This window comes from Psychroserpens luteolus (assembly GCF_021032705.1).
GTDB classification, from domain to species: domain Bacteria; phylum Bacteroidota; class Bacteroidia; order Flavobacteriales; family Flavobacteriaceae; genus Psychroserpens; species Psychroserpens luteolus.
This window is the reverse complement of record NZ_JAHVXI010000002.1, coordinates 614,630-637,802: the sequence shown is the minus strand read 5'-3', so window position 1 is coordinate 637,802 and position 23,173 is coordinate 614,630. Positions and strand designations below refer to the sequence as shown.

At 34.1% G+C, this 23,173-nt stretch carries 22 protein-coding genes; 7 read left to right on the top strand and 15 right to left on the bottom strand.

Annotated features, from left to right (window positions below):
• Positions 1-16: 16 nt before the first annotated feature.
• The gene (locus KWG70_RS08565) at positions 17-907 is read right to left on the bottom strand and encodes a 3-hydroxyacyl-CoA dehydrogenase family protein (protein ID WP_230935589.1); all 891 of its coding nucleotides are present in this window, start codon (positions 905-907) and stop codon (positions 17-19) included.
• 82 nt (positions 908-989) lie between these two features.
• On the bottom strand, positions 990-1,949 hold the full coding sequence (locus tag KWG70_RS08560; RefSeq protein ID WP_230935588.1) for a Gfo/Idh/MocA family protein: 960 nt from the start codon (positions 1,947-1,949) through the stop codon (positions 990-992).
• A 157-nt stretch (positions 1,950-2,106) separates the two neighbouring features.
• Here KWG70_RS08560 and KWG70_RS08555 point away from each other — a divergent pair, with 157 nt between their 5' ends.
• Positions 2,107-2,748 (top strand): protein-L-isoaspartate(D-aspartate) O-methyltransferase, encoded by a 642-nt coding sequence (locus KWG70_RS08555; RefSeq protein ID WP_230935587.1) that lies wholly within the window; start codon positions 2,107-2,109, stop codon positions 2,746-2,748.
• A 42-nt stretch (positions 2,749-2,790) separates the two neighbouring features.
• Here KWG70_RS08555 and KWG70_RS08550 read toward each other — a convergent pair whose 3' ends face one another.
• The 5 genes from KWG70_RS08550 to smpB form a co-directional block, all read right to left on the bottom strand.
• Positions 2,791-3,282 carry a GNAT family N-acetyltransferase gene (locus KWG70_RS08550; protein ID WP_230935586.1) on the bottom strand — a complete coding sequence of 164 codons (492 nt, stop codon included), beginning with the start codon at positions 3,280-3,282 and terminating at the stop codon, positions 2,791-2,793.
• Between the two features lie 4 nt (positions 3,283-3,286).
• The gene (locus tag KWG70_RS08545; RefSeq protein ID WP_230935585.1) at positions 3,287-5,128 is read right to left on the bottom strand and encodes a Xaa-Pro dipeptidyl-peptidase; all 1,842 of its coding nucleotides are present in this window, start codon (positions 5,126-5,128) and stop codon (positions 3,287-3,289) included.
• 164 nt (positions 5,129-5,292) lie between these two features.
• Positions 5,293-5,808, bottom strand: coding sequence for a hypothetical protein (locus tag KWG70_RS08540; protein WP_230935584.1), 516 nt, complete (start codon positions 5,806-5,808; stop codon positions 5,293-5,295).
• Between the two features lie 10 nt (positions 5,809-5,818).
• Entirely contained in the window at positions 5,819-8,284 is a 2,466-nt protein-coding gene (locus KWG70_RS08535) for a DUF5686 and carboxypeptidase regulatory-like domain-containing protein (protein ID WP_230935583.1), read from the bottom strand.
• A gap of 167 nt (positions 8,285-8,451) precedes the next feature.
• Positions 8,452-8,910, bottom strand: a complete 459-nt coding sequence (gene smpB / locus KWG70_RS08530) for an SsrA-binding protein SmpB (protein ID WP_230935582.1) — start codon at positions 8,908-8,910, stop codon at positions 8,452-8,454.
• An 82-nt stretch (positions 8,911-8,992) separates the two neighbouring features.
• On the opposite strand from smpB, the gene KWG70_RS08525 reads away from it, so the two are divergent.
• Complete coding sequence (locus tag KWG70_RS08525; RefSeq protein ID WP_230935581.1) at positions 8,993-9,733, top strand: DUF6503 family protein; 741 nt, start codon at positions 8,993-8,995, stop codon at positions 9,731-9,733.
• On the opposite strand, the gene KWG70_RS08520 is transcribed toward KWG70_RS08525, so the two are convergent.
• From KWG70_RS08520 to KWG70_RS08490, 7 genes are all read right to left on the bottom strand, one after another.
• Positions 9,726-10,241 carry a SixA phosphatase family protein gene (locus KWG70_RS08520; protein WP_230935580.1) on the bottom strand — a complete coding sequence of 172 codons (516 nt, stop codon included), beginning with the start codon at positions 10,239-10,241 and terminating at the stop codon, positions 9,726-9,728. The two genes, KWG70_RS08525 and KWG70_RS08520, sit on opposite strands and share 8 nt — an antisense overlap.
• Before the next feature lie 6 nt (positions 10,242-10,247).
• Positions 10,248-11,027, bottom strand: coding sequence for an alpha/beta hydrolase family protein (locus tag KWG70_RS08515; RefSeq protein WP_230935579.1), 780 nt, complete (start codon positions 11,025-11,027; stop codon positions 10,248-10,250).
• Between the two features lie 93 nt (positions 11,028-11,120).
• Positions 11,121-11,783, bottom strand: a complete 663-nt coding sequence (gene deoC / locus KWG70_RS08510; RefSeq protein WP_230935578.1) for a deoxyribose-phosphate aldolase — start codon at positions 11,781-11,783, stop codon at positions 11,121-11,123.
• 221 nt (positions 11,784-12,004) lie between these two features.
• Entirely contained in the window at positions 12,005-12,865 is an 861-nt protein-coding gene (locus tag KWG70_RS08505; protein ID WP_230935577.1) for a TraB/GumN family protein, read from the bottom strand.
• Between the two features lie 57 nt (positions 12,866-12,922).
• Positions 12,923-13,411 carry an acyl-CoA thioesterase gene (locus KWG70_RS08500; RefSeq protein WP_230935576.1) on the bottom strand — a complete coding sequence of 163 codons (489 nt, stop codon included), beginning with the start codon at positions 13,409-13,411 and terminating at the stop codon, positions 12,923-12,925.
• Between the two features lie 49 nt (positions 13,412-13,460).
• On the bottom strand, positions 13,461-14,057 hold the full coding sequence (locus tag KWG70_RS08495; RefSeq protein WP_230935575.1) for a TetR/AcrR family transcriptional regulator: 597 nt from the start codon (positions 14,055-14,057) through the stop codon (positions 13,461-13,463).
• Positions 14,058-14,164: 107 nt separating this feature from the next.
• On the bottom strand, positions 14,165-15,745 hold the full coding sequence (locus KWG70_RS08490) for a T9SS type A sorting domain-containing protein (RefSeq protein ID WP_230935574.1): 1,581 nt from the start codon (positions 15,743-15,745) through the stop codon (positions 14,165-14,167).
• A gap of 261 nt (positions 15,746-16,006) precedes the next feature.
• Between KWG70_RS08490 and KWG70_RS08485 the strand changes: the two genes are divergently transcribed.
• Positions 16,007-16,630 carry an OmpW/AlkL family protein gene (locus tag KWG70_RS08485; protein WP_230935573.1) on the top strand — a complete coding sequence of 208 codons (624 nt, stop codon included), beginning with the start codon at positions 16,007-16,009 and terminating at the stop codon, positions 16,628-16,630.
• Between the two features lie 128 nt (positions 16,631-16,758).
• Here KWG70_RS08485 and clpB read toward each other — a convergent pair whose 3' ends face one another.
• Entirely contained in the window at positions 16,759-19,368 is a 2,610-nt protein-coding gene (gene clpB / locus KWG70_RS08480) for an ATP-dependent chaperone ClpB (protein WP_230935572.1), read from the bottom strand.
• Positions 19,369-19,574: 206 nt separating this feature from the next.
• Here clpB and ytxJ point away from each other — a divergent pair, with 206 nt between their 5' ends.
• The 4 genes from ytxJ (at position 19,575) to KWG70_RS08460 (ending at position 23,173) form a co-directional block, all read left to right on the top strand.
• Complete coding sequence (gene ytxJ / locus KWG70_RS08475) at positions 19,575-19,958, top strand: bacillithiol system redox-active protein YtxJ (RefSeq protein WP_230935571.1); 384 nt, start codon at positions 19,575-19,577, stop codon at positions 19,956-19,958.
• Between the two features lie 123 nt (positions 19,959-20,081).
• Positions 20,082-20,891 (top strand): TylF/MycF family methyltransferase, encoded by an 810-nt coding sequence (locus tag KWG70_RS08470; protein ID WP_230935570.1) that lies wholly within the window; start codon positions 20,082-20,084, stop codon positions 20,889-20,891.
• 584 nt (positions 20,892-21,475) lie between these two features.
• The gene (locus tag KWG70_RS08465; protein ID WP_230935569.1) at positions 21,476-22,231 is read left to right on the top strand and encodes an SDR family NAD(P)-dependent oxidoreductase; all 756 of its coding nucleotides are present in this window, start codon (positions 21,476-21,478) and stop codon (positions 22,229-22,231) included.
• Between the two features lie 24 nt (positions 22,232-22,255).
• A complete protein-coding gene (locus KWG70_RS08460; RefSeq protein WP_230935568.1) occupies positions 22,256-23,173 on the top strand; it encodes a helix-turn-helix domain-containing protein in 918 nt (305 codons plus the stop codon).

The following is a 23,173-nucleotide window of genomic DNA, read 5'->3' as shown; positions in this document are numbered from 1 at the left end:
ATACTAAAAAAGAAAGTTACTTTGCAAACTGTTTTGCTACTGTTTCTGCTTTTCGACTTTCAGAATAATCATAAAACCCTTCACCAGATTTAACACCAAGTTTTCCAGCTCTTACCATATTAACAAGTAATGGGCAAGGTGCGTATTTTGGGTTTTTGAATCCGTCGTACATTACGTTCAAAATAGATAAGCATACGTCAAGTCCAATAAAATCGGCTAGTTGTAAAGGCCCCATTGGATGTGCCATACCTAATTTCATAACCGTATCTATTTCTTCGACACCAGCAACGCCATTATACAAGGTCTCGATAGATTCATTGAGCATTGGCATTAAAATACGATTAGCTACAAATCCAGGATAGTCATTAACTTCTGTAGGTGTTTTACCTAGAGTTCTTGACAATTCCATGATCGTATTAGTTACATCATCACTAGTATTGTAGCCACGAATAATCTCAACTAGTTTCATGATTGGTACAGGATTCATAAAGTGCATTCCAATAACCATATCTGGACGAGATGTCACTGCAGCAATTTGCGTAATTGAAATCGAAGACGTGTTAGTAGCTAAAATAGTATCATCTGGACAAGCGTCATCTAACTGTTTAAAGATGTTTAGTTTTAAATCAATATTTTCTGTAGCAGCTTCAACGACAAGACCTGCATATTCTACACCTTCAGTGATATTAGTAAACGTTGTAATATTATCTAAAGTGGCTTGCTTATCGGCTTCGGAAATTTTCTCCTTAGCAACCATTCTATCTAAATTTTTAGAAATGGTAGCCATACCTCGTTTAAGAGAGTCTTCGCTGATATCTATTAATTGAACTTTAAATCCAGATTGAGCGAACGTGTGGGCAATTCCATTTCCCATAGTTCCGGCTCCAATTACTGCTACATTTTTCATTGAAAATTAGTTTTTATTTCCATAAGGTTGGAAATCGTATTATTATTTTTTTAAGTATTGAGGTTTCCTTCTTCAAAGGAGATTAAAATTGATCTATAATTATCGTTGCAACTCGTAATGCTTCGGTACCATCGTGTAATGTCACGATAGGTGTGGTATTATTGTTAATAGCATCGGCAAAGGTTTCTAGCTCATCTAAAATAGCATTATTGTTAGCTATTTCAGGGTTGTCAAAATAGATTTGCTTTTTTATACCTTCAGCATTTTGGAGTATCATATCAAAATCTCCAGGTTGTTCAGGTGCATCTTTCATTTTTACAACTTCACACTTCTTTTCAAGAAAATCTACAGAGATATAAGCATCCTTTTGAAAGAAACGTGTTTTTCTCATATTTTTTAGTGAAATACGACTGGCTGTCAAATTGGCAACACAGCCATTTTCAAATTCGATACGTGCATTTGCAATATCTGGAGTATCACTAATAACTGAAACACCACTAGCTGAGACGTTCTTTACTTTAGATTTCACTACACTCAAGATAATATCAATATCATGAATCATTAAGTCAAGAACAACAGGAACATCTGTACCACGAGGGTTAAATTCAGCCAATCGATGTGTTTCAATAAACATTGGATTGTTTACTTGATCCCTCACCGCAATAAATGCAGGATTAAAACGCTCTACATGCCCAACTTGCCCTCTAATATCATGTTCAGCTAATAAAGACCTAATGTGCTCTGCTTCTTCAACTGTATTCGTAATAGGTTTCTCAATAAAAATGTGCTTGCCTTTGGCTATGGCTTTTTTAGCACAATCATAGTGAGATAAGGTAGGCGTAACGATATCTACCATATCTACAGCGTCTATAAGTCCTTCAATTGAATCAAAATATTTGTAACCAAATTCTGCTTCTACCTTTTTTGCATTGGTTTCGTCTGCATCATAAAACCCAACAAGGTCGTATTTATCAGATTGATTAAGAAGTCTTAAATGAATTTTACCAAGGTGACCAGCACCAAGAACACCTGCTTTTAGCATTATTTTATGTTTTCAACAAAAATAAGATTTTTCGGAGTTTTTTTGTGTGAAATGAATAATAAAAAATAGTTGTTTTTATGTGGTTGATAAATCAATTAGATTTAACTTTCAGTATAAAAATGTTTCAGTTATTTTAGCATAAGTAAACTTAACTACTTTGAAAGACACGCTTAAACATCAAGGACTACGACAAAAACTGGTCGCAACAATTAAAAAGAAAGGGATTACCAACGAACAGGTGCTTAATGCTATTGGTAAAATCCCTAGACACCTATTTATGGATTCTGGGTTTTTAGATCATGCCTATCAGGATAAAGCCTTTCCAATTGCAGCAGATCAAACCATTTCACAACCTTATACTGTAGCTTTTCAAACCGAACTATTACAAGTCAAACCTGGTGATAAAGTTTTAGAAATTGGAACGGGAAGTGGTTATCAAACTGCTGTATTGTGTGTTTTAGGAGCCAAGGTGTTTAGCATTGAACGTCAGCATGAATTGTATAAAAAAACCAGTAAGTTTTTACCAAAGTTAGGGTATAGAGCCAAAAAATTCGTTTTTGGAGATGGTTATATAGGTTTAGAATCTGAAGCACCTTTTGATAGTATTATTGTCACGGCTGGAGCACCTTTTGTACCAAAGCCTTTATTGAGCCAATTAAAAATAGGAGGTCGGTTGGTTATTCCAGTTGGAGATGACATACAAATTATGACACTCTTTATCAGGAAAGGTCCAAAAGAATTTGAACAACATGAGTTTGGAGAGTTTCGATTTGTGCCTTTGTTAGAGGATAAGAATTAAGTGACGTTGCAAGCTTTGTAGAAAAAATAACACATTCACTAATTACAAGGGTCTCTCCATTGTATAATCGTCCATTACATAGCCTTTACCAATATCTTGAACTACTGTCCCAGTTTTTATGAATCCTAATTTCTCATAAGCTTTGATAGAATGTGTATTATGTCTATTTACAGTTAGCGTTATAGATTGACATCTATTATTAATGGCTTCTTGTTCAATAAAGTTTAATGCTGTTTTTCCAATGCCAAGACCTCTAAGGTCTTTTGATACATATATTTTACTTAGAAATAAGGAGGCGTTTTTCTTTTTAATAGATAAGTAACCCGCTAGGTTTTGATTGTGATTGATGATATAATACTTATAACCATTTTCAATTTGTGTGTTGATGGCTTTGGGAGACTGGAATTTAGTTAACATATATTCTACCTGGTCAACTCCAATTATAGGCGTGTAATGCTCACGCCAAATGACATTGGCTAATTGTGCAATATTGAGGTAGTCATCTTTGTTTTTTGCAATACAAATTTCTGTCATTTATTTATTTATTTGTAGCTTTCTTGTAAGCCTCTATTCCTCCAACTATAGGTAGCTTTAAATTGGTGTTTTTAATGTTAATTGTTAGCTCGGTTCCTGGATCTGGGTGTAGGGTGAACTCTTGATCGCTTGAAAAGATCATTAACCCTATTTGTTGACCTTTCTTGATAATCTGGTCATCTGGCTGCAAGTCAAAACTTAAGGTATATGCTTTATTGGGTTTTAACGGCTCACTTTCGCTCAGCGACTTATGGTTTTGAGGATCTGCCCAACCACGAGTAATAATGTCATTAGTGATTTTTCCGCCATCCCAAGGTAATGCAACTAACCAAACTGATAGGTTTGCTGCAGGTTTGCTACTGCTTAATTCAATAGTTATGTTTGCTAATCCCGAGATATGTATATCTTCAGTAAGTATTGGAGAGACATATAACAATCTGTTTTTTGAACTTTCAGCTTTGGCTAGATCTTTTCCAGAAAAGCTTACATCATCAATGAGTTGTTCGGTTTTCACCTTGCCTTTAGTTTTGGATGTAGTCAAGCCTCCAACGGTATTTCCACCAGAAGAGAGATGTAAAACAACATTTGTTGCATCTGGGTTTGGATAATCCTTATAAGCTGTCGGATTTGCTCTTTTATCATCCTCTCTAACAATATGTGCTTTGTTTTCTTCATTTTCAACACCATTTTCAATGCCATGTAAGTATTTTGTAAACCAACGGTTTATCATTGCAGTTGGAGGTGGGCCACCATGACCATTTTGATGGTAATAAATTTGTGCTGGTAATCCTTTTTCTTTTGCAGCTTTATAGATACGAAAGCTATGTTCTGGCATCACATTCCAATCATTAAATCCGTGAGACATTAATAAGGCAGCTTTCATTGGTTTCATTTTATTAAGATAATCACGTCCAGCCCAAAAGTCATTATAGTCTCCAGTAATCCTGTCTATACCGTTTGCCATTTCTGTATCTCTAACTGTTTTGTTGTTATAAGGACGTTTACTTTCATCGCCGCTATGAATATAATCATAAAGTACATCTATGTCTTCTCCTAAATAACCACCTGGAGAACGTACCAATCCGTTAGATCTGTAATAATGATAATAGGATGTATTAGGAGCTACAGGAATAATCACTTCTAAACCTTCTACACCAGTTGTGGCTGCAGCTAGGGGTAAAGTTCCATTGTAAGATGTTCCAGTCATACCAACTTTACCTGTAGACCAAAAGGCTTTTACTTCCTCTGTTCCATTAGGCGTAGTGTAACCTTTTGCTCGACCATTTAGCCAATCAATCACGGCTTTAGGTGCTAATGATTCATTATCACCTCCAACGGTTGGAGCGCCTTGCGATAATCCTGTTCCGGGCGATGATGAATGTACTACTATATAACCTCGAGGTACCCAGGTTCTAATTAGTGAATTGGAAATAATCGGACGCTTTCCACGACGCTTTACTTCAGGATGCACGCGTTCTTCAGCGGCTTCTCCTAGTTCTACTTTTACATTCCAAAATACACCTTCAACATCAGCCGCAACTCCAGCATAGTATGGACTGGTTTCATAAATCACAGGAAGTTTTAAGCCTTCACTATCGGTTTGCTCTGGTCGTGTGACATCAACATGCATACGATCTAGTTTGCCATCACCATCAGTATCAAAATTTGTTTCGACCCATAGGTCATGCCTGATCCAATTTCCCGAATCACTGAATGCTTTGACAATCTGGGCTTCACCATCTTTAAAAACAGGTTGAGCTTTACTTGAAGTGTCTTGAGCAGAGCTCAAAAAACATACAGACAATACTAATAGTATAATTGTATTTGATTTAAATGAAAATGTCATAACTAATGCGATAAATGTTTTGATAAAAATAAGAAGTAAAATGACTAAACTAAAATGATTTAACCTTTTGATAGTAGTTATTTCATCTCATCGTTGAAAATGTCTAGCTGTAGGCTTTTAAGTTCAAAGATGATAAACAAATACATAAGACAAATTTTATCATCTTATTCGTTTTTGAGATATTGCTTTGGTATTGGATTATCATCTGTTTCTTGTTGCCAATAAATATTGATAATCCACCATCGTTTTCCATCATTGAGCAATTGAATACTATTAATGCCTCGCATAAAAGGTTCTGTATCGCTTTTATTTCTGAAGGATTCATAAGTACTGAATACCTGAGTGATATGTCCAAAGGTTTGTACATTACGACCTATTTCAATTTCGTGAAACCCATTCTCAACTAGCCATTTACCAGCACGTTGAATATAATCATCAGGCGTCATGAAAGTCGCACCATGTAGACCTTCTTTAGTCTTTCCGGTAGGAATGAGTTTTGCGTCTTTATGGAAAAGGTATTTGAATAGTTCCCAATTCCGAGCTTCGCCTTTATCGCCAGAGATTACACTGTAAAGGGTTTTTACTGTGCTATCTAATGATTCAACTTTTTTTGAATAGTCATTGTCTTGACCATATCCAAACAGGCCAACGACAAAAACAATTAGAACTAAATTTTTCATAATGTTTAGATTAGAAGAATTTCAAACCAAACAAAATCGCGTCGCTTTGAAATCCGCTTTGATACGAACGTACGTAATCTAAACGTAAAAATCTAAATTTTCCCCAACCAATATTATCTAAACCTATTGTATATTCTTGATACGGTTTGTTGTCTGGAGTAGATAGAGCATGAGCACCAACTATTAAATTAAAATTAAGTTTCTTTAAAAGCGGAACTCTTCCTAGCAAGAAGCCATTAAAATCATGCTCGGCATGCATTTCCAAATAAGAGTCATTTGTACTCGCTGTATAGTATGGTAAGTTGTTAAATACATTTAAATATGAACCAGAACCAACCTGAGTTTGGTTACCATTAAAATGTTGGAAATCAACAAAAGCGATATCATCACCACCAAAGAACTTACCAGCTTTCGCATTATACCTAAAACGTCCTTTGTCTCCCAGATTAAGTCCTTGTGTAACTCTAAGCTTTACTTGATTAAAGTTATAGTCATCTATAGATGATGCAAAGCCTTTTTCATACCCTAAAATAACTGTTGGGTATTTAGAATTTGGGACATTAAATTTTCCATTAGGATAACTCAAATAATCTTGTGCAAAATTGATACGAGCCGTAAGATTAAACTTCATAATGTTATGTGTGTCAAAAGGAGCCACACCATATGCCGTTTCATCTAATGGGTTATTACTTGTATAGACCTTATCCTCTTTAGGATACCAAGCTTGATCTGTGGTGTTGAATAATGCTTTACGCCTTTGGTAGCCTAAATTTGCATTAATTCTAAATCCATTAAATAACTCATTAGAGTAGGAGGCTTGAACATAACTATTCTCATAGATCTTCATGTAATTTTCTTCAGAAAATAAAGAAAAACCAGTATTCAACGCTTTAGAAATAGGATTGCTAGCATTAAACTGTTGTGTTGTAACACCACCAGAAAGAGTTAAGAACGGTCTACTCTTATTGTTAAATTTGTAGGTAGCAGAAAGTGTTCCTCTTAAGCGATCGTCACTAAACCCATAATTAATGTTTCCTCTTATAGAGAAGAAGCGTTCAAAGTCATCAAAACTTTTTGTGTAGAACGCACCAATATTGGCATTCCAACCTTGAACAGTATTAAAACTAATAGCTTCTATAGGGGAAGAAATGCCTGCGCTCCAGTTTTCATAAGAATTTCTGTAGGTATAACCTCCAATAACATCACCGAGTTTAAACTTATTATTAACGCTGTCTACAGAGTCTTTATAGGTTTTAGATTCTCTAACAATTTGGATGCTATCTTTTTTGACATAATCTGTGACCTCCTCAAGTGTCAATGGTACAGGTCTTATGGTATTCCAAAATGTAGAATCTTTTTTATTGGCTTCGTCTGCAAACGATACAATTTCTCGAGTAAAATCCTTACGTGTTAGACCAGGATTGAATTCATAGTTACTGTACACAGCTGTAAATCGGCCATCTCCTTTAATTCCTAAGATACCATACTTGAAATCAATATTTTGAGAGATCTTTGCCCAAATATTATCTTTTTCAGAAAACGAAAAGTTTTGAGTAATAGTAATTTTATCAACTGCTGGAATTCGGGCTTGTATTCCTGTGATATCTAATTCGGCCGCATATATGGTCCATTGATCTTCAACAATATAGATATAGCCTTCAAAAACAGGGTCATTTTCACGTCTTGGTGTTGCTTTAATCTTGTTGATAAGGTTTCCTCTATCATCATAAAAGATACCTTCTAATTTGTAGCGATAATATCCAAAAGCATTATTAGCAATTGGTGTAATGATTTGATTTCCTATTTCTACCGTATTATTATAAAGATCATAGTCGACGTCAATAGCATTATTAAAACTAAAACCATTATCATCACCACTCACTTTAGAGGCTAATATTTTTTCTTTGAGTTTACTTGGTCTTAAAAACTCTAATTTAGAAACGGTTTCAGATAAATAGATGACACCACTTCTCGTTGAGTCTAATCCACCTCCAAGATCACCAACTTCGGCACCGAGAATTTTTTCTGGAGCATCTTTAATTCGGATCAATCCACGAGAATAAAAATCTGATTTGTAGCTCTGTATTTTTGCTTGATTTTCTTTTCGTTTAGCAATAGCCTGACGCATGATGATATTTGCAGGGTTTTCTTCGGCATTCACAATCACTTCATTTAGGGAGATTTCCTCATCTAACAAAGTTGCATCCAAAGTATATGGAAACGAATTGATGTCTACTTTTTTCTTTACTGTTTTATAACCTAAATACTGAAATACAACGGTGTAATTTCCAGATTTGGTAATATTGAGTTCATAGTTTCCGTCTTCGTTGCTAGTAGTTCCTGTATAGGTGTTTTCAATATAAATATTTACAAAAGGTAAGGCTTTGTCATTGTTGTCTGTTACTGTTCCTTTAACTTGGGAAAAACTGTGAATACTAAATAAAAGTGCAAATGCAAGGAGTAAATGTTGTTTCATAAGAATTGATTGATGGTTTTTTTATATAGACGCACTTTTTTATAAAAAGGTTGCCTAAGCGATGCCAAACATAGCCATTAATTTAAATGACTTTTGTTAAACAATCATAAATAAAACCAAGTTTACTGTTAAATATTGCCTTGTAATGGATGACAATTTACAATGCGTTACTTGTAGATTTTTTTAATGCGATCTAGGTTTCGTTTATTGTCACGATCTTTAATGGTATCCCGTTTATCAAAGAGTTTTTTACCTTTTCCTAGTGCAATTTCTAATTTTGCTAAGCCTTTTTCATTGATAAATAGACGCAATGGAATAATTGCATTTCCTTTAACATTAACTTCTTTTTCTAACTTTTTAAGTTCACGTTTATTAAGTAGAAGCTTGCGTTCGGCCTTAGGTTTGTGGTTGTAGTAGTTGCCGTAGATATATTCTTGAATTGTCATATTAATGACAAATAACTCACCACGATCATTAAACTCACAAAAACTTTCGGCTATAGAAGCCTTGCTATCTCTAATGGATTTAATTTCAGTTCCAGTAAGCACAATACCAGCAGTATAAGTATCGAGAATTTCGTACTCAAACTTTGCTTTTTTATTCTTTATGTTAACCGGTTTTTGCATGGAGAGCAAAGGTAATTATTTTTAACTTTTATAGCTGTTATGAAATGATTAGTTTTCCGACTTAGTTTTAAACCAATCGTATATGAAATATCTAGTAGTTGTTATTTTGTTTTTTAGTTTTCTAAATTGTAAACAGGATGTTCGAGAAGACATGTCTGCTCAATCACTTGTTGATAGAACTATTGAAGTGTCTGGAGGGCATTTAATAGATTCTACTATCATAGATTTTGATTTTAGAGACAAGCATTATATGTCTTTTAGAAATAAAGGTGTTTTCCATTTAGAGCGTAGATTTAAAGATTCGGTTAAAGAGACTAAGGATATCCTTAACAATAAAGGATTCATGAGACTTATAGATAACATTCCTTTTGCAGTTAGAGATTCGATGGCTGTTAAATATTCAGCTTCGGTAAACTCTGTTCATTATTTTTCTGTGCTGCCTTATGGTTTAAATGACAAGGCTGTTAATAAGGAGCTATTAGATGATACAACAATTAAAAACAAGGCTTATCATACAGTTAAAGTCACATTCAACGAGGATGGAGGAGGAGAGGACTATGAAGATGTCTTTATCTATTGGATCAATAAAGATACTTTTAAAGTCGATTATCTCGCTTATTCCTATAATGAGAGTGACGGATTAGGATTACGGTTTAGAGAAGCGTATAATGAACGTTATGTTAAGGGAATTCGCTTTGTAGATTATAATAATTACAAACCCGAAAATCCTTCAATGCCATTGATTAAATTGGCTGAATTATTTGATCAAGGTGCCTTGAAACTCTTATCTAAGATAGAATTGGAAAATGTAACGGTTAATTAATAGTTAGGACTTGGTCTATCGTTTTTCCATTGGAAATAGTAACGATATATAAGTTTCCGTTATTATTGTCATCAATATCTTCATATTTCTTTTCCTTCAAAACCATGTTGACAAAAGCTGGTGTGGTGTTGCTATGGCCTACAACTAAGACTGTCTGGCCTTTTGTTGCTGTAGCGAAGTCTTCGGAAAATAATACTCTAGGATCGTAAAATTGAATTTCAACTTTATTTTTCTCAGCTGTTGGAGCAGCTGTTTGCATAGTTCGGTTGTATTTTGTGGAGTATACAGCATCAAATTTCACATGCTGAAGAATTTTACTCCAATGGATGGCTCTTGTTTTACCAGCTTTGGTTAGGTCTGGATTTCTGTTTGTCTTATCACTTCTATCTTTTTCGGCATGACGAATAAAATAATAGGTTGTGGTCTCAGACTCTACTTTAGTTTTTTCTTGAGAAAATGAAGGTAAAGAAATGGCAACGATAAGTAAAAGCGTAAAAATATGTTTCATTAGGTTTTAATTTTTAAAAGGGTCTATAAATTCATTTACAATATTCCAATTGTCTGTGACATCATGATCTACTCGGCTTTCAACTAACATTGATGAGCCGTGAACACCATATTGAGCCACATAGGTTTTATGTCCGAAAGATTGCGCTAATGCCAGTTGGTCTTTCACACTTTGAAATTCGGCTTCTCTTTGAGGCCGCAATAACAACATCGGAACTTTCAGGGTTTCAAAATACGGATTAGGAAGACAATCTTTTAATTGATCGCCAGAGGCTGGTGAAAATGCCAAAACCGCGTCGATATCATTTGATCTATTATGAGCTAATTGGATAGCTAACGAAGCACTATAGCTGCTTCCCCAAACTAATTTTTTGCCAGTAAACCCTTCTGAAATCACATAATCTAGAGTACGTTCTAAATCAGGATAAGCATCACAGTATCCGTAATTATTAGTAGATATATCAGAAACGGTTTTATTATAATTACCATAGATTTGTCCGCCAACTCGCTGGTCTATAGCAAGAACATTAAAACCTTTGTTCGTTAACTTGGGTATAATGGTATGATATTCGGCTTCCCAATTTGATCCACCTTGATGGAATAATAGAATTATAGAAGCCTCTTTATTGATCTCAAACAGTTTACCTTTGATTTGAATACTGTCTGTTGTATAGAAGTGAACACGATTGTCATCGTTTTTAGATGTAGTGTTCTCTGTTTTTACATGACCATTACAAGCAAACAGTAGAGTTAATAGACTAATAAAGATGAAAACGGAAGATTTCATTTTAGAGTTTTTAGTGATGATCAAATATAAATGACTCTAATTCTAAAACTGAAAAAACTATGTTAAATCTTATATTATGATAGAGTGTAGCTATTAGTAATTAGCACGTGAAAACTCACCATTAGAAATTGCTACACCTTTTGATGTTCCAATGCGTTCAACACCAATATCTGTATATTTTCGTGCAGTTTCGTAATCACTGATACCACCAGAGGCTTTAATTTTACATTTATCTCTAACGGTTTTTCTAATAATCTTCACAGCAGTAAGAGTTGCTCCACTTTTTGTGAATCCTGTTGATGTTTTTACAAAATCAACTTTTGCATCAAGACAAATTTCAGAAGCTTTTACGATTCCGTTTTTTGAAAGTTCGCTAATTTCTATAATGACTTTTAATGGGGTTTTTCCAATAGCAGTTTTAACGTCTTTAATGTCTTTAAAAACCTCGACATAATTTTTGCTTTTGAAAACTCCAATGTTCATAACCATGTCTATTTCATGTGCACCATCATTTATTGCTTGTTTGGCTTCAAAAACCTTAGCTTCGGTAGAAGAAGCGCCTAATGGGAATCCAACAACTGTACATATTTTTATTTTAGTATCTTTTAGTAATTGTTTTGCTAAAGGGACATAGCAACTGTTGACACATACAGCATAAAATTTATGTTTCTTGGCTTGATTGCAATGGTCGATAATGTCACGTTCAGTGGCAGATGCACTTAAGAGTGTATGATCAATATATGAGTTAATATTCATATTAAAGTAGGCAGTTTTTTTACTAATCCTTGATTTGAAGAAGAACTAGAGTGCTTTTAACTAATGTAAATTTGGGAATTAATAGCAATTCAAAGTTAGCAATTAAATCTAATAATCATAACCTTAATTGCTAAACTTTTATTGTATAAACAATGAGTTTTAAACAGGTTTTCAACAAAAAAGCCCCTAAATTAGGGGCTTTCAGTAAGATTTGCTGAGATTTAGTTTACTGCTTTTACAGTATAACCAGCTTTGCGTAATAGCTTTATAACACCATTTTCTCCTGCAAGATGGCCTGCGCCAACTCCAAAAAAGGTTGGTTGTTTCTTAGATAAATCTTCAATTTTTGAAATCCAATTCTTATTTCTGTTGTCAAGAAGTTTGTCTCTATGCTTAGTCGTTGATAAATTTTTATCTTCTTTCATCATGGTATCCATACCTTCGATATCTTCTGTATCATAGAGTTTGAGCATTTTATCAAAAGATTCCTTGTCGTGAGCTAAATTATCTTTTGCTGAGCGCAATAAATCTGCCACTTGATCTTTATAAGGAATTTCATCAAAAACGTTTAATTGTTCTTCAACTGTTTCCAAACCTAGAATCTCTTCCCCTTGCTCATGAGCCACTTTCATTAATGCCTCTTCGTATGATTGGATTGGGCAGCCTAGTAATTTAGGGAGGAACATAGCACTTATAAAGAATGGCTTAACGTTTCCGAGAGATTCAAGAGGCATTCCCATTTGCTCTTTGATAAATTTTGATAATGTTTCATATTCTTCAGCACTAACTAGGTCTTTAATGTTTTTTCCATCTTTCATATAAAGTCCACTCATCATGGTGGTTTGCATAGATGGGTCGTCTATATCTAGCTCTAAAACTAAAAGTTTCGTGTCCTTCATGGCTTTTTGAACGTCTTCGTCTAAAGTAGCATTACAGGTCATATGTATTGTGCCGTAAAGAAATGATGATTCTTTTAAGCCGTTACCAGATATTTCCCATAGTAATGACTTTTCAAGTTCTTGAGCACCTGATACATTAAATACGCCAAAACATAGCGTCAGACAGAATAGTAGTTTTTTCATAATTTAAGTTTAGATTTCCTAATAAGTATGTGTAGCTACCGAAATGTTACATCTGTTTTAAATTTCAGCCTTTATTTTTTTAAATTCTAACAGACGATCTTCAAATTTATCAGCACTTATAGGTGTAAGAATACTCTTGAATAAAGCTATAAGATCTTCGGAATGTGTTTCTCTAGATTGCTTAAGAAGATTAAAATGAACAAAACTACACCATATGACAGCTTTTAACTGTGATTTATCTTCATTGAACATTCGCATTTCTACTTTCAACTGACTAGAATCATAGTAAATTAATTGTGATTCTATAGTTACAGTTTCCATTAAAAAAGCGGGTTTTAAATAGGCAATTTGATTACTGCTTGAGACCCAACTTTTTCCAATTTGCTGTGCCATTTTATAGATATCTATATTATAATGCTCTACTAATTGATCTTCGCGATGATTCATGAAATAATTGATATAGCTACCATTGTTTAAATGATTGAAAGGATCACAATCTTGAAATCTAATTTTTGTTTTACTACTTACAATTTTTGGTAATTCCATAATTTTCGTTTTTAAAATATACCAATTGGTATATTATTGGTTAAAATTTTTAAGCTTTTAATTCGTTATGAATCATTTGATCGATTTGATTCATAGTGTCTTTCATATAAAATTCGTCATCCATAGTGTAGGTCATAAACACAGCGCCTTGAATCATGGTATCCAACCGTTTAGCGTACTGCATGGCGTTTATTTCGGTTGAAATTTCACCAGCTTCGATGCCATTTTCTATAATTGTGGCTACTTGGTCTTGAATTTTCTCAATTACTATTTTTACATTTTCCAATAGAGGTGTATTTTGATTATTTGCGTCTACACCAATGTTAAGTACAGGGCAACCACCGAGTTGCTTACTATAATCATAATAATTTCTGTAAAAATCTGAAATCAAAAATAGCTTCTGAATAGGCGAATCGCTAAGTTCTAAATGTCTAGCGATGCGTTTCATTAAAGCTTTCACAGTAAATTTAAATGCAGAAATGGCAAGTTCTTCTTTATTTTTAAAGTTACCGTAAATTGCACCTTTAGTTAAACCAGTGGCTTGTGTTATATCGCTCATGCTTGTAGCAGCATAACCATTTTGATTAAAAATTGGTGCTACAGTCTCTAAAATAAACTGCTTTGTAAGTTCTGCTTTGGTTTGCATGACAACAAATATATATAAAATATACCAATTGGTATATTGAATAATTAAAATTCTTTTTATTTATGTCTATTTATAAGAAAAGTGAAGTGTAAACCTTTTGTCTCTACCTAATCAATGATTAGCTTTTTAGTCGTAATTCCTTTGTCAGATTTTATTTCGAGAATATACAGTCCGCTACTAATTTGATCTCTAATATCAATGGTGACTTCGTTGGAAACTCTATTACCATCATCTAAATTGAGTAGTTGTTTGCCATTAATACTATAGATTTGAATTGAAACATTGGATAAAATACGATCATCTAATGTGATTGTGATTATGCCATTACTCGGATTAGGAATAACACTAACGAGTTCTTTATTAATAAATTCTTGATTAGAAAGTGAGGTGTTCTCTTGCATGAAAATTTTGTAGCCATCACATGTACCAAGAATGATATCCATAAAACCATCGTCATTAATGTCTATATAATCATGATCATAAGTTGAGACATTCCAAGCATTAATGGTGCTTCCATAAGGATGTATTAAATTACCGCTGTGAAGTCCGTCATTTTCAAAAATAATAAATCGTCTAATTTCGCTGGTTTCACAAGGTGGGAGGTCTGTATCTACGCTAGATAAACCAATATCTAAATCGCCATCATCATCTAAGTCAATCATTTTTACATTTCCGCCAAAACCATCAGTTCTATTCGTTGGCATATTATATTGCGTTGCGCTAACACTTTGGTCTATAACGACACTTGTGACCTTATCAACATAATCGGCTGCATCATCGACTAAATAGAAATCAAGAAAGCCATTATCATCTAAATCACCTGCTGTAAACATATATGGATTTGGACCAGGTAATCTTTGCCAATTGGTAAATGTTGCATCACCATTATTGTATAAAATTATAGTGCCTTTGGTATTAAAGGGAGCAATGTCATTTAAACCTAAATTTTTAACAATATCTAAATCAAGATCATTATCTACATCATGAAATTCAACACCAGTTCCAAAACTAGAATTTCTTAGATCACCTAAGCGGCTTACGGTCTCATCAGTGAAGTTTCCTGTACCATCATTAATTAATAGTACGTCTCTTGCATTCCCAGAAGGAGCATAATTTATCATATAAAGATCATTGGAATCATTCCCTGTTAAATCGCCTCCCCAACCTGCACAAAATTGTATGGGGTTTACTGTAATTGTAGGCAATCGTGTACTGGATTCGTCTGCAAAGCCTTGCCAATCTCCAGATACATCATTTCCTTGGTTGATAAACAGTTTTGGTTGATCGCCAAAGGTACTAATGATAAAGAGGTCTAGCCATTCATCATTATTCACATCAACACAAATCACATCTCTTGAATCTGTAACATCTGATAAGAAATCTGGAGCATAAAGATTAGTTTCGTCTGTTAAAACACCATCTCTATTCATAAATAGTAAATCTGTTTTTGCTCCAGGAGCAGAAAACGGTGATTTTCTTACGACAACAAGATCCATTTTTGAATCTTTATCAAAATCGCCAACCGCCAAATCTTTTTCTTGATCGTCTACAGCGTTAACATCAGTATTTCCAGTAACATTAGTAATGACAATACGTGTATCGGTTTCATCATCGAAATTCACCCATTGTGCACTGGCACTAGAGTAAATAAGAGTAAATAGAAGTAGGAAAGTGTATTTTGTTTTCATGGTTGAGGGTTTTAAAGGTTAATGAAAATCTATTTAAAGAACACGATCAATTTGATGTATACTGAGATTCATCTTTTAAAAATAATCATTTTATTAGAAATAAATACTAACCATTTGTTTTTCAGTGATTTCTAAATCTAAAAAGATTTATATATGTGCGTTTAAAACAGCTTTTAAAACAAAGTTTTTAGACTATGATTTTTGTCATAAATCTTAATGTTTTTTCAATCTAATTTTGTGTAAATCTTAAATAGATATAACATGAAAAAAATAATTTTCGCATTACTAATGACTGGTCTTTTTACGATGACCAATGTCAATGCTCAAGAGACAAATTCAACTGATGACACAAGCTTTAATAGATGGCAAGCACGCTTTAGAGTGGTTGCTGTAATCCCTTCTCCTGATGATGATATCGATGGTGCAGATGTTGATATATCTACAACTTTAGTTCCTGAGGTGGATTTTACATATTTCTTTAATAGAAATCTTGCTGCAGAGTTGATTTTAGCAACAACAAAGCACGAGGTAGAGGTAGAGAATGGTCCAGATTTAGGATATGTATGGTTATTACCACCAACCCTAAATTTACAATATCATTTTTATGCCGATGAGTTTAAGCCTTATGTTGGAGCAGGAATAAATTATACCATATTCTATGCAGAAGACGCAGGTGATTTGGATGATATTGATTATGAAAATACAATTGGTTTTTCACTACAGGCAGGATTAGATTATAACTTAAACGACAAATGGTTCTTGAACCTAGATGTCAAGAAGTTATTTCTTAATACAGATGTGACTTTAAATAATGATGCATCTACTGAAGCTAAAGTAGATATAGATCCTTTAATAATTGGTTTTGGAGTAGGTATGAAATTCTAATAAAAATTAATTATCTATAACACTTATAACGGAAAAGCAACGCTCGTTTTATTTCTAAAACTTACGTTGCTTTTCAACTAACCAACCACTTAAAAGACTGTTATATAATCATTTTGTTACACGAATATTTAAATTTCTTCTGAAACAAAACTTGCTTCGTTTCTAAATACGAGTTTATCGTCAAACGAATCCAGTAAAATAATACTATCTGTCGTTATTTTTCCTGATAGAATTTCTTTGCTCAATGCATTTAATACTTCTTTTTGAATCACTCGTTTTACAGGTCTTGCTCCATATTCTGGATTAAATCCTTTTTCAGCTAAATACCCTATAGCCTCAGGAGTTGCGTCAAAAGTAATACCTTGTTTTGCAATCATTTTTTGAACACCTTTTAACTGCAAACCAACAATGTCTTTAATATTAGCTTTGTTTAACGGTGTAAACATTATTGTATCATCAATTCGGTTTAAAAATTCCGGACGAACACTTTGCTTTAATAAGCCTAAGACATCAATTTTTGCGGCTTCAATTGCTGAATCTATATCTTTTATTGCTTCAAATCGTTCTTGTATAATATGACTTCCTAAATTAGATGTCATAATTATGATGGTATTTTTGAAATCAGCCACACGACCTTTATTGTCTGTTAATCGACCTTCATCCAATACTTGCAATAAAATATTGAATGTATCTGGGTGTGCTTTTTCAATTTCATCTAGCAATACTACTGAATATGGTTTCCTGCGAACAGCTTCAGTTAATTGTCCGCCTTCATCATAACCAACATATCCTGGAGGCGCACCAACTAATCGACTTACACTATGACTTTCTTGAAATTCACTCATGTCAATTCTGGTCATTGCATTCTCATCATCAAACAAGTATTCTGCTAATGCTTTTGCTAATTCGGTCTTACCAACACCTGTTGTTCCCAAGAATAAAAAGGTACCTACTGGTTTTTGCGGATTTTGTAAGCCTGCCCTAGAGCGTCTTACAGCATCACTAACAGCAGTTATAGCTTCTTCTTGTCCAACAACACGTTTGTGTAATTCGTCTTCAAGTTTTAATAATTTATCGCGCTCACTTTGTAGCATCTTTGTTACAGGAATGCCTGTCCATTTTGCTACAACTTCAGCTATATCATCGTAAGTGACTTCCTCTTTGATTAGTGAACTTTCACTCTGATTTTTTTGTAATTCTTTCTGAAAGCCTTCAAGAGCCTCTTGTGCCTCTTTAATTTTTCCGTAGCGAATTTCAGCTACTTTTCCATAGTCACCTTCGCGTTCTGCACGTTCGGCTTCTAGTTTGTACTCTTCGATATTTGATTTTGTAGTTTGAATATTATCAACCACTTCCTTTTCACTTTTCCATTTCGCATTAATCTCGTTACGCTCTTCCTTAAGGTTTGCCAGATCTGAACGTAAAGATTTTAATTTCACTTCATCTTTTTCTCGCTTAATGGCTTCAATTTCAATTTCCAGTTGCATAATCTTTCGATCCAATACATCCAGTTCTTCAGGTTTTGAATTGATCTCCATACGTAATTTAGAGGCAGCTTCATCCATAAGATCAATAGCTTTATCTGGAAGAAAACGATTTGTGATATAACGTTCTGAAAGCTCTACAGCACCAATAATGGCTTCATCTTTAATACGTACTTTATGATGGGTCTCATACTTTTCTTTAATGCCTCGAAGAATAGAGATTGCACTTTCAGTATCTGGCTCATTCACCATGACTTTCTGAAAACGACGCTCTAAAGCTTTATCCTTTTCAAAATATTTTTGGTATTCGTCTAGTGTGGTAGCACCAACAGCACGCAGTTCACCACGAGCTAAAGCAGGCTTCAGGATATTTGCTGCATCCATAGCGCCTTGTCCACCTCCAGCACCAACCAATGTGTGGATCTCATCAATAAATAAAACGATATCTCCATCGCTGGTCGTCACTTCTTTAATCACGGCTTTTAAACGTTCTTCAAATTCGCCTTTAAATTTCGCACCAGCAATTAAAGCACCCATATCTAGTGCGTAGATTTGCTTATCAATCAAGTTTTCTGGAATATCACCATCAACGATACGATGTGCTAAACCTTCAGCTATAGCTGTTTTACCAGTACCTGGTTCTCCAACCAAAATCGGATTGTTCTTAGTACGTCTTGATAAAATTTGAAGAATGCGTCGTATTTCTTCATCACGACCAATCACAGGATCGAGTTTGCCGTCTTTAGCTAACTGATTGAGATTCTTCGCGTATTTATTGAGTGAATTATAAGTGTCTTCCTGACTTTGAGAAGTCACCCGATCGCCTTTACGCAGTTCTTCAATAGCTGCATTTAATGCCTTTTCAGTGACACCTTGATCCTTGAGCATTTGGGCAATTTTGCTTTTCGATTTAAAAACTGCCAATATCAAATGTTCTACGGAAACGAACTCATCATTCATTTTTTTAGCAATGATAGATGCTTCGTTAAGCGCTTTGCTAGCTTCACGAGAGATCATGAGATCTGCTCCTGATACTTTTGCAAAACTTTCCAATTGCTTATCTAAGGCTAACTTTAATACGTCTATATTAACATTCAGTTTCTTCAAAATGAATGGTAATACATTCTCATCAACATCGAAAATGGCCTTAATAATGTGCTCATTTTCTATTTGCTGATGTCCCATGCTTTGTGCCAGCTGTTGCGCCTGCTGGATCGCCTCTTGGGATTTTATGGTATAATTATTAAAATTCATATATCTTAAACTATTATTTATTAGTATTTTTCGGTAGCTATAGGTCAATAACCTTACCAATTATAAAAGGTGAAAATTAAACGACAAAATGACCGATTTAGTGTGTGATAGCGTGACTTTTCGTCAGTTTGTAAGTTTATACTAAAGGTACGACTTATACTATGTAAACGTGCTTAGCGCATGTGAAATTTATGTAAAGATTAACTATGGGATTTTTAAAGAGTATATTTGGGTCATCTGAACCAAAAGAAGAGAAAGTATTGCCTTGGCAAGCGTTGACTAATGTTGCACAACTAACTGAGATCGAACAACGATCACGAACGAAAACACAAGTTATATTTAAGCACTCAACACGCTGTGGAATTAGCAGTATGGTGATGAACCAATTTGTAAGTGCTTATGAGGTCGATGCTAATCTTGATTTGTATTATTTAGATCTCTTAAGTTATAGAGACGTGTCTAATGAAGTTGGTTATAAGTTTCAAGTGATGCATCAATCACCGCAATTATTGATCATTAAAAATGGCGCTACTGTAGCACATGCATCTCATGGAGCAATCAATGATATTGATTTAGAGCGGTTTGCTTAAATTTTTGAAGAGTTGAATAGTGCTAATTGAATATAAATACTTATTTTGGTTCAATACATCTATCGGTCTTTAAATTTGAGTTGAAAGTACAGCGTATTAGTATACTTCTATTAAAACTAAATTATGAAGAAACTAATACGAGTTATTTTGAGAAAATTTGGATTAGACATTGTACGATCAAACAGCTTCAAGGGAGATGTTTATGCATTGAATAAAAACTTCGAAAACCTAGTATCTAATTTTGAAAGCCTATTTGGTCAAAAGTTTGGTGAGATTCCTGAAAATGAAACACGATCTGAACTCATCAAAGATTTATCTGGAACACCACCATCTGAAGCATATTTCATTATTAACTCATTACACAAGACCAAAACTATTGAAGGGGAGGTTTGTGAGTTTGGTGTGGCACAAGGAAAAACCTCTCAACTCATCGCTAATGAAATAAGAGATTGGACTAAAAAACTCCACTTATTTGATTCATTCGAAGGTCTTCCTGAACCTACAGAGAAAGATGTACTTAAAGATGATATTTTTAATTTAGGAGACATTAAAGCTTATGCTGGGACTATTAGTAATCCGGAAACTTTAGTAAGGAACGGACTAAACAAATTAAAATTCCCAGAAGATAGGTTTGTGGTTCATAAAGGATTTATTGAAGAATTAATAAAGACCAAATTTGAATCCTTTCCAAAGTGTGTATCATTTGCTTATGTCGATTTCGATTTCTACGAGCCAATTCAAATTGCTCTAGATTTTTTGCATAAGGCCTCTAAAAAAGGTGCTATTTTTATGATTGATGATTATGATTTCTTTTCAACGGGAGCAAAAACTGCTGTTGATGAATTTACCAAGCAGCATACTAGTGCCTATGAGGTGTTCATTCCAGAGAACATATATGGGCATTTTGCAATTCTGAAAAAAATAAGAGACTAATTTAAAGATCAACTTCATAGCCAATTCACCAATATCATAGTATTTGATTGAAGTTCTATTAACATTAAATAAGAATTTTAACCAATAGAGTTTAGTGTAACGAAAATAGAACACCTAAATGTAAGTCTTTTGAAGCGATTTAATCCAACTAATATTGCTACAGCCACAGACATTTTAGAATAGAATTTTGTTTGACATTATTTTAGTCCAAAACTACCTGACTTACATGGAGACTCCCTAAGTATTGAAGGTTTTATGGGTTTTTCAAAAAATGGCAGGATCTACAGATGGTACTTTTAAGGTGAATCTCATATCCATCACACCAATAGGTGATGAACTAGTTATTATCATGTGAAAGATACGATGGTATTGGAGCGCCATCAATTGGAGATTGACGCAGTTGCTGTATGGCGTATCGTTAATGATAAGATTAAAGAGGCGTTGGATATGCCAGTCGTGTAAGTTGCTAATTAACACTATTAAAACACTAGAACTGAGATTAGGATAAGACAATCATAGATTTGGAAAAGTATAGCAAAGGTAATAGACTCAACTTTGTATTGTAATTAAAAAACAATATAAAAATGAGACAAAAAACAGCAATTATTACAGGAGCAAGCCGAGGATTGGGTCGCGATATGGCACTTAATCTCGCAAAAGATGGAGTGAATATTATATTTTCATACCACAGTAATAAAACGAAAGCAAAGGAAGTGATTTCAGAGATTGAATCGCTCGGACAAAAAGCAATTGCTTTTCCTTTTGATGCGAATAACTACAATAGCGGAAAAGAATTCATTAGCAAGGCCACTGCATATTTAAATGAAGAGTATGGGAGCCCAAATTTCGATTTTTTGATTAATAATGCAGGTACAGGAACGTATAATCTCATTACTGATACTACAGTGGCACAATTTGACGCCATGATGAATGTACACCTTAAAAGCATCTATTTTTTAACACAGGTAGCATTACCACATATCAACGAAGGTGGCCGAATTATCAATATCTCTAGTGGATTGGCACGTTTTAGTTTACCAGGTATGTCGGCTTATGCCATGATGAAAGGTGGATTAGAAGTATTTACGCGTTATTTGGCAAAAGAATTGGGGTCAAGACAAATCACAGCTAATGTGATTGCTCCTGGAGCTATTGCAACCGATTTTGCAGGAGGTAGTAATCGTGATCCCGAAAAAGGAGCCTTGATAGCTAGTATTACTGCATTAGGACGTGTAGGTGAAGCCGAAGACATTGGAGGCACTGTTGCTTTCTTATGTTCGGATAGAGCGGGTTGGGTGAACGGACAACGCATTGAAGTCTCTGGCGGTATGTTAGTGTAAGATCTTTTCCATAAATTTATAATGATGAAAGATCTAAAACATTTTAAAAAAATAGGAGATTACCATAAATTGGCAAATATCGCAGCACCAGAGCATCCGTTGATTAGTCTAGTAGATTACAGTGAGGTGCAGTATCCAGAACATATAAGTACTTTAAAATGGAAACAGGATTACTATACCATCGGATTAAAACGCAACATACCTTATAAGTTTTTTTATGGTCAGCAAGAGTATGATTTTGATGAAGGTGTCATGACATTCGTGGCACCACATCAAGTCATGAGTTTGGGGAGTAATCCCAATGTAACTAGTGATAAACCTTCAGGCTGGTTGTTGTTGGTGCATCCCGATTTTTTATGGCATACATTTTTGGCCAAACGCATTAAGGACTATGAGTTTTTTGGTTATGCTATTAACGAAGGTTTGTTTCTTTCTGAAAAAGAAGAGCAGATGATGGTTGATCTTCTGAAAAATATACAGCGAGAATACCAATCTAATATTGATAAGTTTAGTCAGAATATTATTATTTCACAATTGGAGTTATTGCTTAATTATGCTGAACGCTTTTATGAACGTCAGTTTATTACACGACAAATTACAAATCATGGAATCTTATCGCGTTTGGAAACCCTATTATCACATTATTTTGAAGATGATAATTTGATTGATAAAGGATTGCCTACAGTACAGTGGGTTGCAGAAAACCTTAACTTGTCACCAAACTATTTGAGCGGCATACTTAAATCACTTACAGGGCAAAGCACACAGCAGCACATTCATAATAAATTAATAGAAAAAGCGAAAGAGCAATTATCAACATCTATGCTTTCAGTTAGTGAAATTGCTTACGGTTTGGGTTTTGAACGTCCTGCATCATTTACAAAGCTTTTCAAAAGTAAAACGGAACAATCTCCATTAGAATTTAGAAAGACCTTTAATTGA

What these genes read in the sequence shown, in the direction of transcription:
- KWG70_RS08565 (WP_230935589.1), bottom strand. Translation starts at nt 907, where the DNA reads ATGAAAAATGTAGCAGTAATTGGAGCCGGAACTATGGGAAATGGAATT.
- KWG70_RS08560 (WP_230935588.1), bottom strand. Translation starts at nt 1,949, where the DNA reads ATGCTAAAAGCAGGTGTTCTTGGTGCTGGTCACCTTGGTAAAATTCAT.
- KWG70_RS08550 (WP_230935586.1), bottom strand. Translation starts at nt 3,282, where the DNA reads ATGACAGAAATTTGTATTGCAAAAAACAAAGATGACTACCTCAATATT.
- KWG70_RS08545 (WP_230935585.1), bottom strand. Translation starts at nt 5,128, where the DNA reads ATGACATTTTCATTTAAATCAAATACAATTATACTATTAGTATTGTCT.
- KWG70_RS08540 (WP_230935584.1), bottom strand. Translation starts at nt 5,808, where the DNA reads ATGAAAAATTTAGTTCTAATTGTTTTTGTCGTTGGCCTGTTTGGATAT.
- KWG70_RS08535 (WP_230935583.1), bottom strand. Translation starts at nt 8,284, where the DNA reads ATGAAACAACATTTACTCCTTGCATTTGCACTTTTATTTAGTATTCAC.
- smpB (WP_230935582.1), bottom strand. Translation starts at nt 8,910, where the DNA reads ATGCAAAAACCGGTTAACATAAAGAATAAAAAAGCAAAGTTTGAGTAC.
- KWG70_RS08525 (WP_230935581.1), top strand. Translation starts at nt 8,993, where the DNA reads ATGAAATATCTAGTAGTTGTTATTTTGTTTTTTAGTTTTCTAAATTGT.
- KWG70_RS08520 (WP_230935580.1), bottom strand. Translation starts at nt 10,241, where the DNA reads ATGAAACATATTTTTACGCTTTTACTTATCGTTGCCATTTCTTTACCT.
- KWG70_RS08515 (WP_230935579.1), bottom strand. Translation starts at nt 11,027, where the DNA reads ATGAAATCTTCCGTTTTCATCTTTATTAGTCTATTAACTCTACTGTTT.
- deoC (WP_230935578.1), bottom strand. Translation starts at nt 11,783, where the DNA reads ATGAATATTAACTCATATATTGATCATACACTCTTAAGTGCATCTGCC.
- KWG70_RS08505 (WP_230935577.1), bottom strand. Translation starts at nt 12,865, where the DNA reads ATGAAAAAACTACTATTCTGTCTGACGCTATGTTTTGGCGTATTTAAT.
- KWG70_RS08500 (WP_230935576.1), bottom strand. Translation starts at nt 13,411, where the DNA reads ATGGAATTACCAAAAATTGTAAGTAGTAAAACAAAAATTAGATTTCAA.
- KWG70_RS08495 (WP_230935575.1), bottom strand. Translation starts at nt 14,057, where the DNA reads ATGCAAACCAAAGCAGAACTTACAAAGCAGTTTATTTTAGAGACTGTA.
- KWG70_RS08490 (WP_230935574.1), bottom strand. Translation starts at nt 15,745, where the DNA reads ATGAAAACAAAATACACTTTCCTACTTCTATTTACTCTTATTTACTCT.
- KWG70_RS08485 (WP_230935573.1), top strand. Translation starts at nt 16,007, where the DNA reads ATGAAAAAAATAATTTTCGCATTACTAATGACTGGTCTTTTTACGATG.
- clpB (WP_230935572.1), bottom strand. Translation starts at nt 19,368, where the DNA reads ATGAATTTTAATAATTATACCATAAAATCCCAAGAGGCGATCCAGCAG.
- ytxJ (WP_230935571.1), top strand. Translation starts at nt 19,575, where the DNA reads ATGGGATTTTTAAAGAGTATATTTGGGTCATCTGAACCAAAAGAAGAG.
- KWG70_RS08470 (WP_230935570.1), top strand. Translation starts at nt 20,082, where the DNA reads ATGAAGAAACTAATACGAGTTATTTTGAGAAAATTTGGATTAGACATT.
- KWG70_RS08465 (WP_230935569.1), top strand. Translation starts at nt 21,476, where the DNA reads ATGAGACAAAAAACAGCAATTATTACAGGAGCAAGCCGAGGATTGGGT.
- KWG70_RS08460 (WP_230935568.1), top strand. Translation starts at nt 22,256, where the DNA reads ATGAAAGATCTAAAACATTTTAAAAAAATAGGAGATTACCATAAATTG.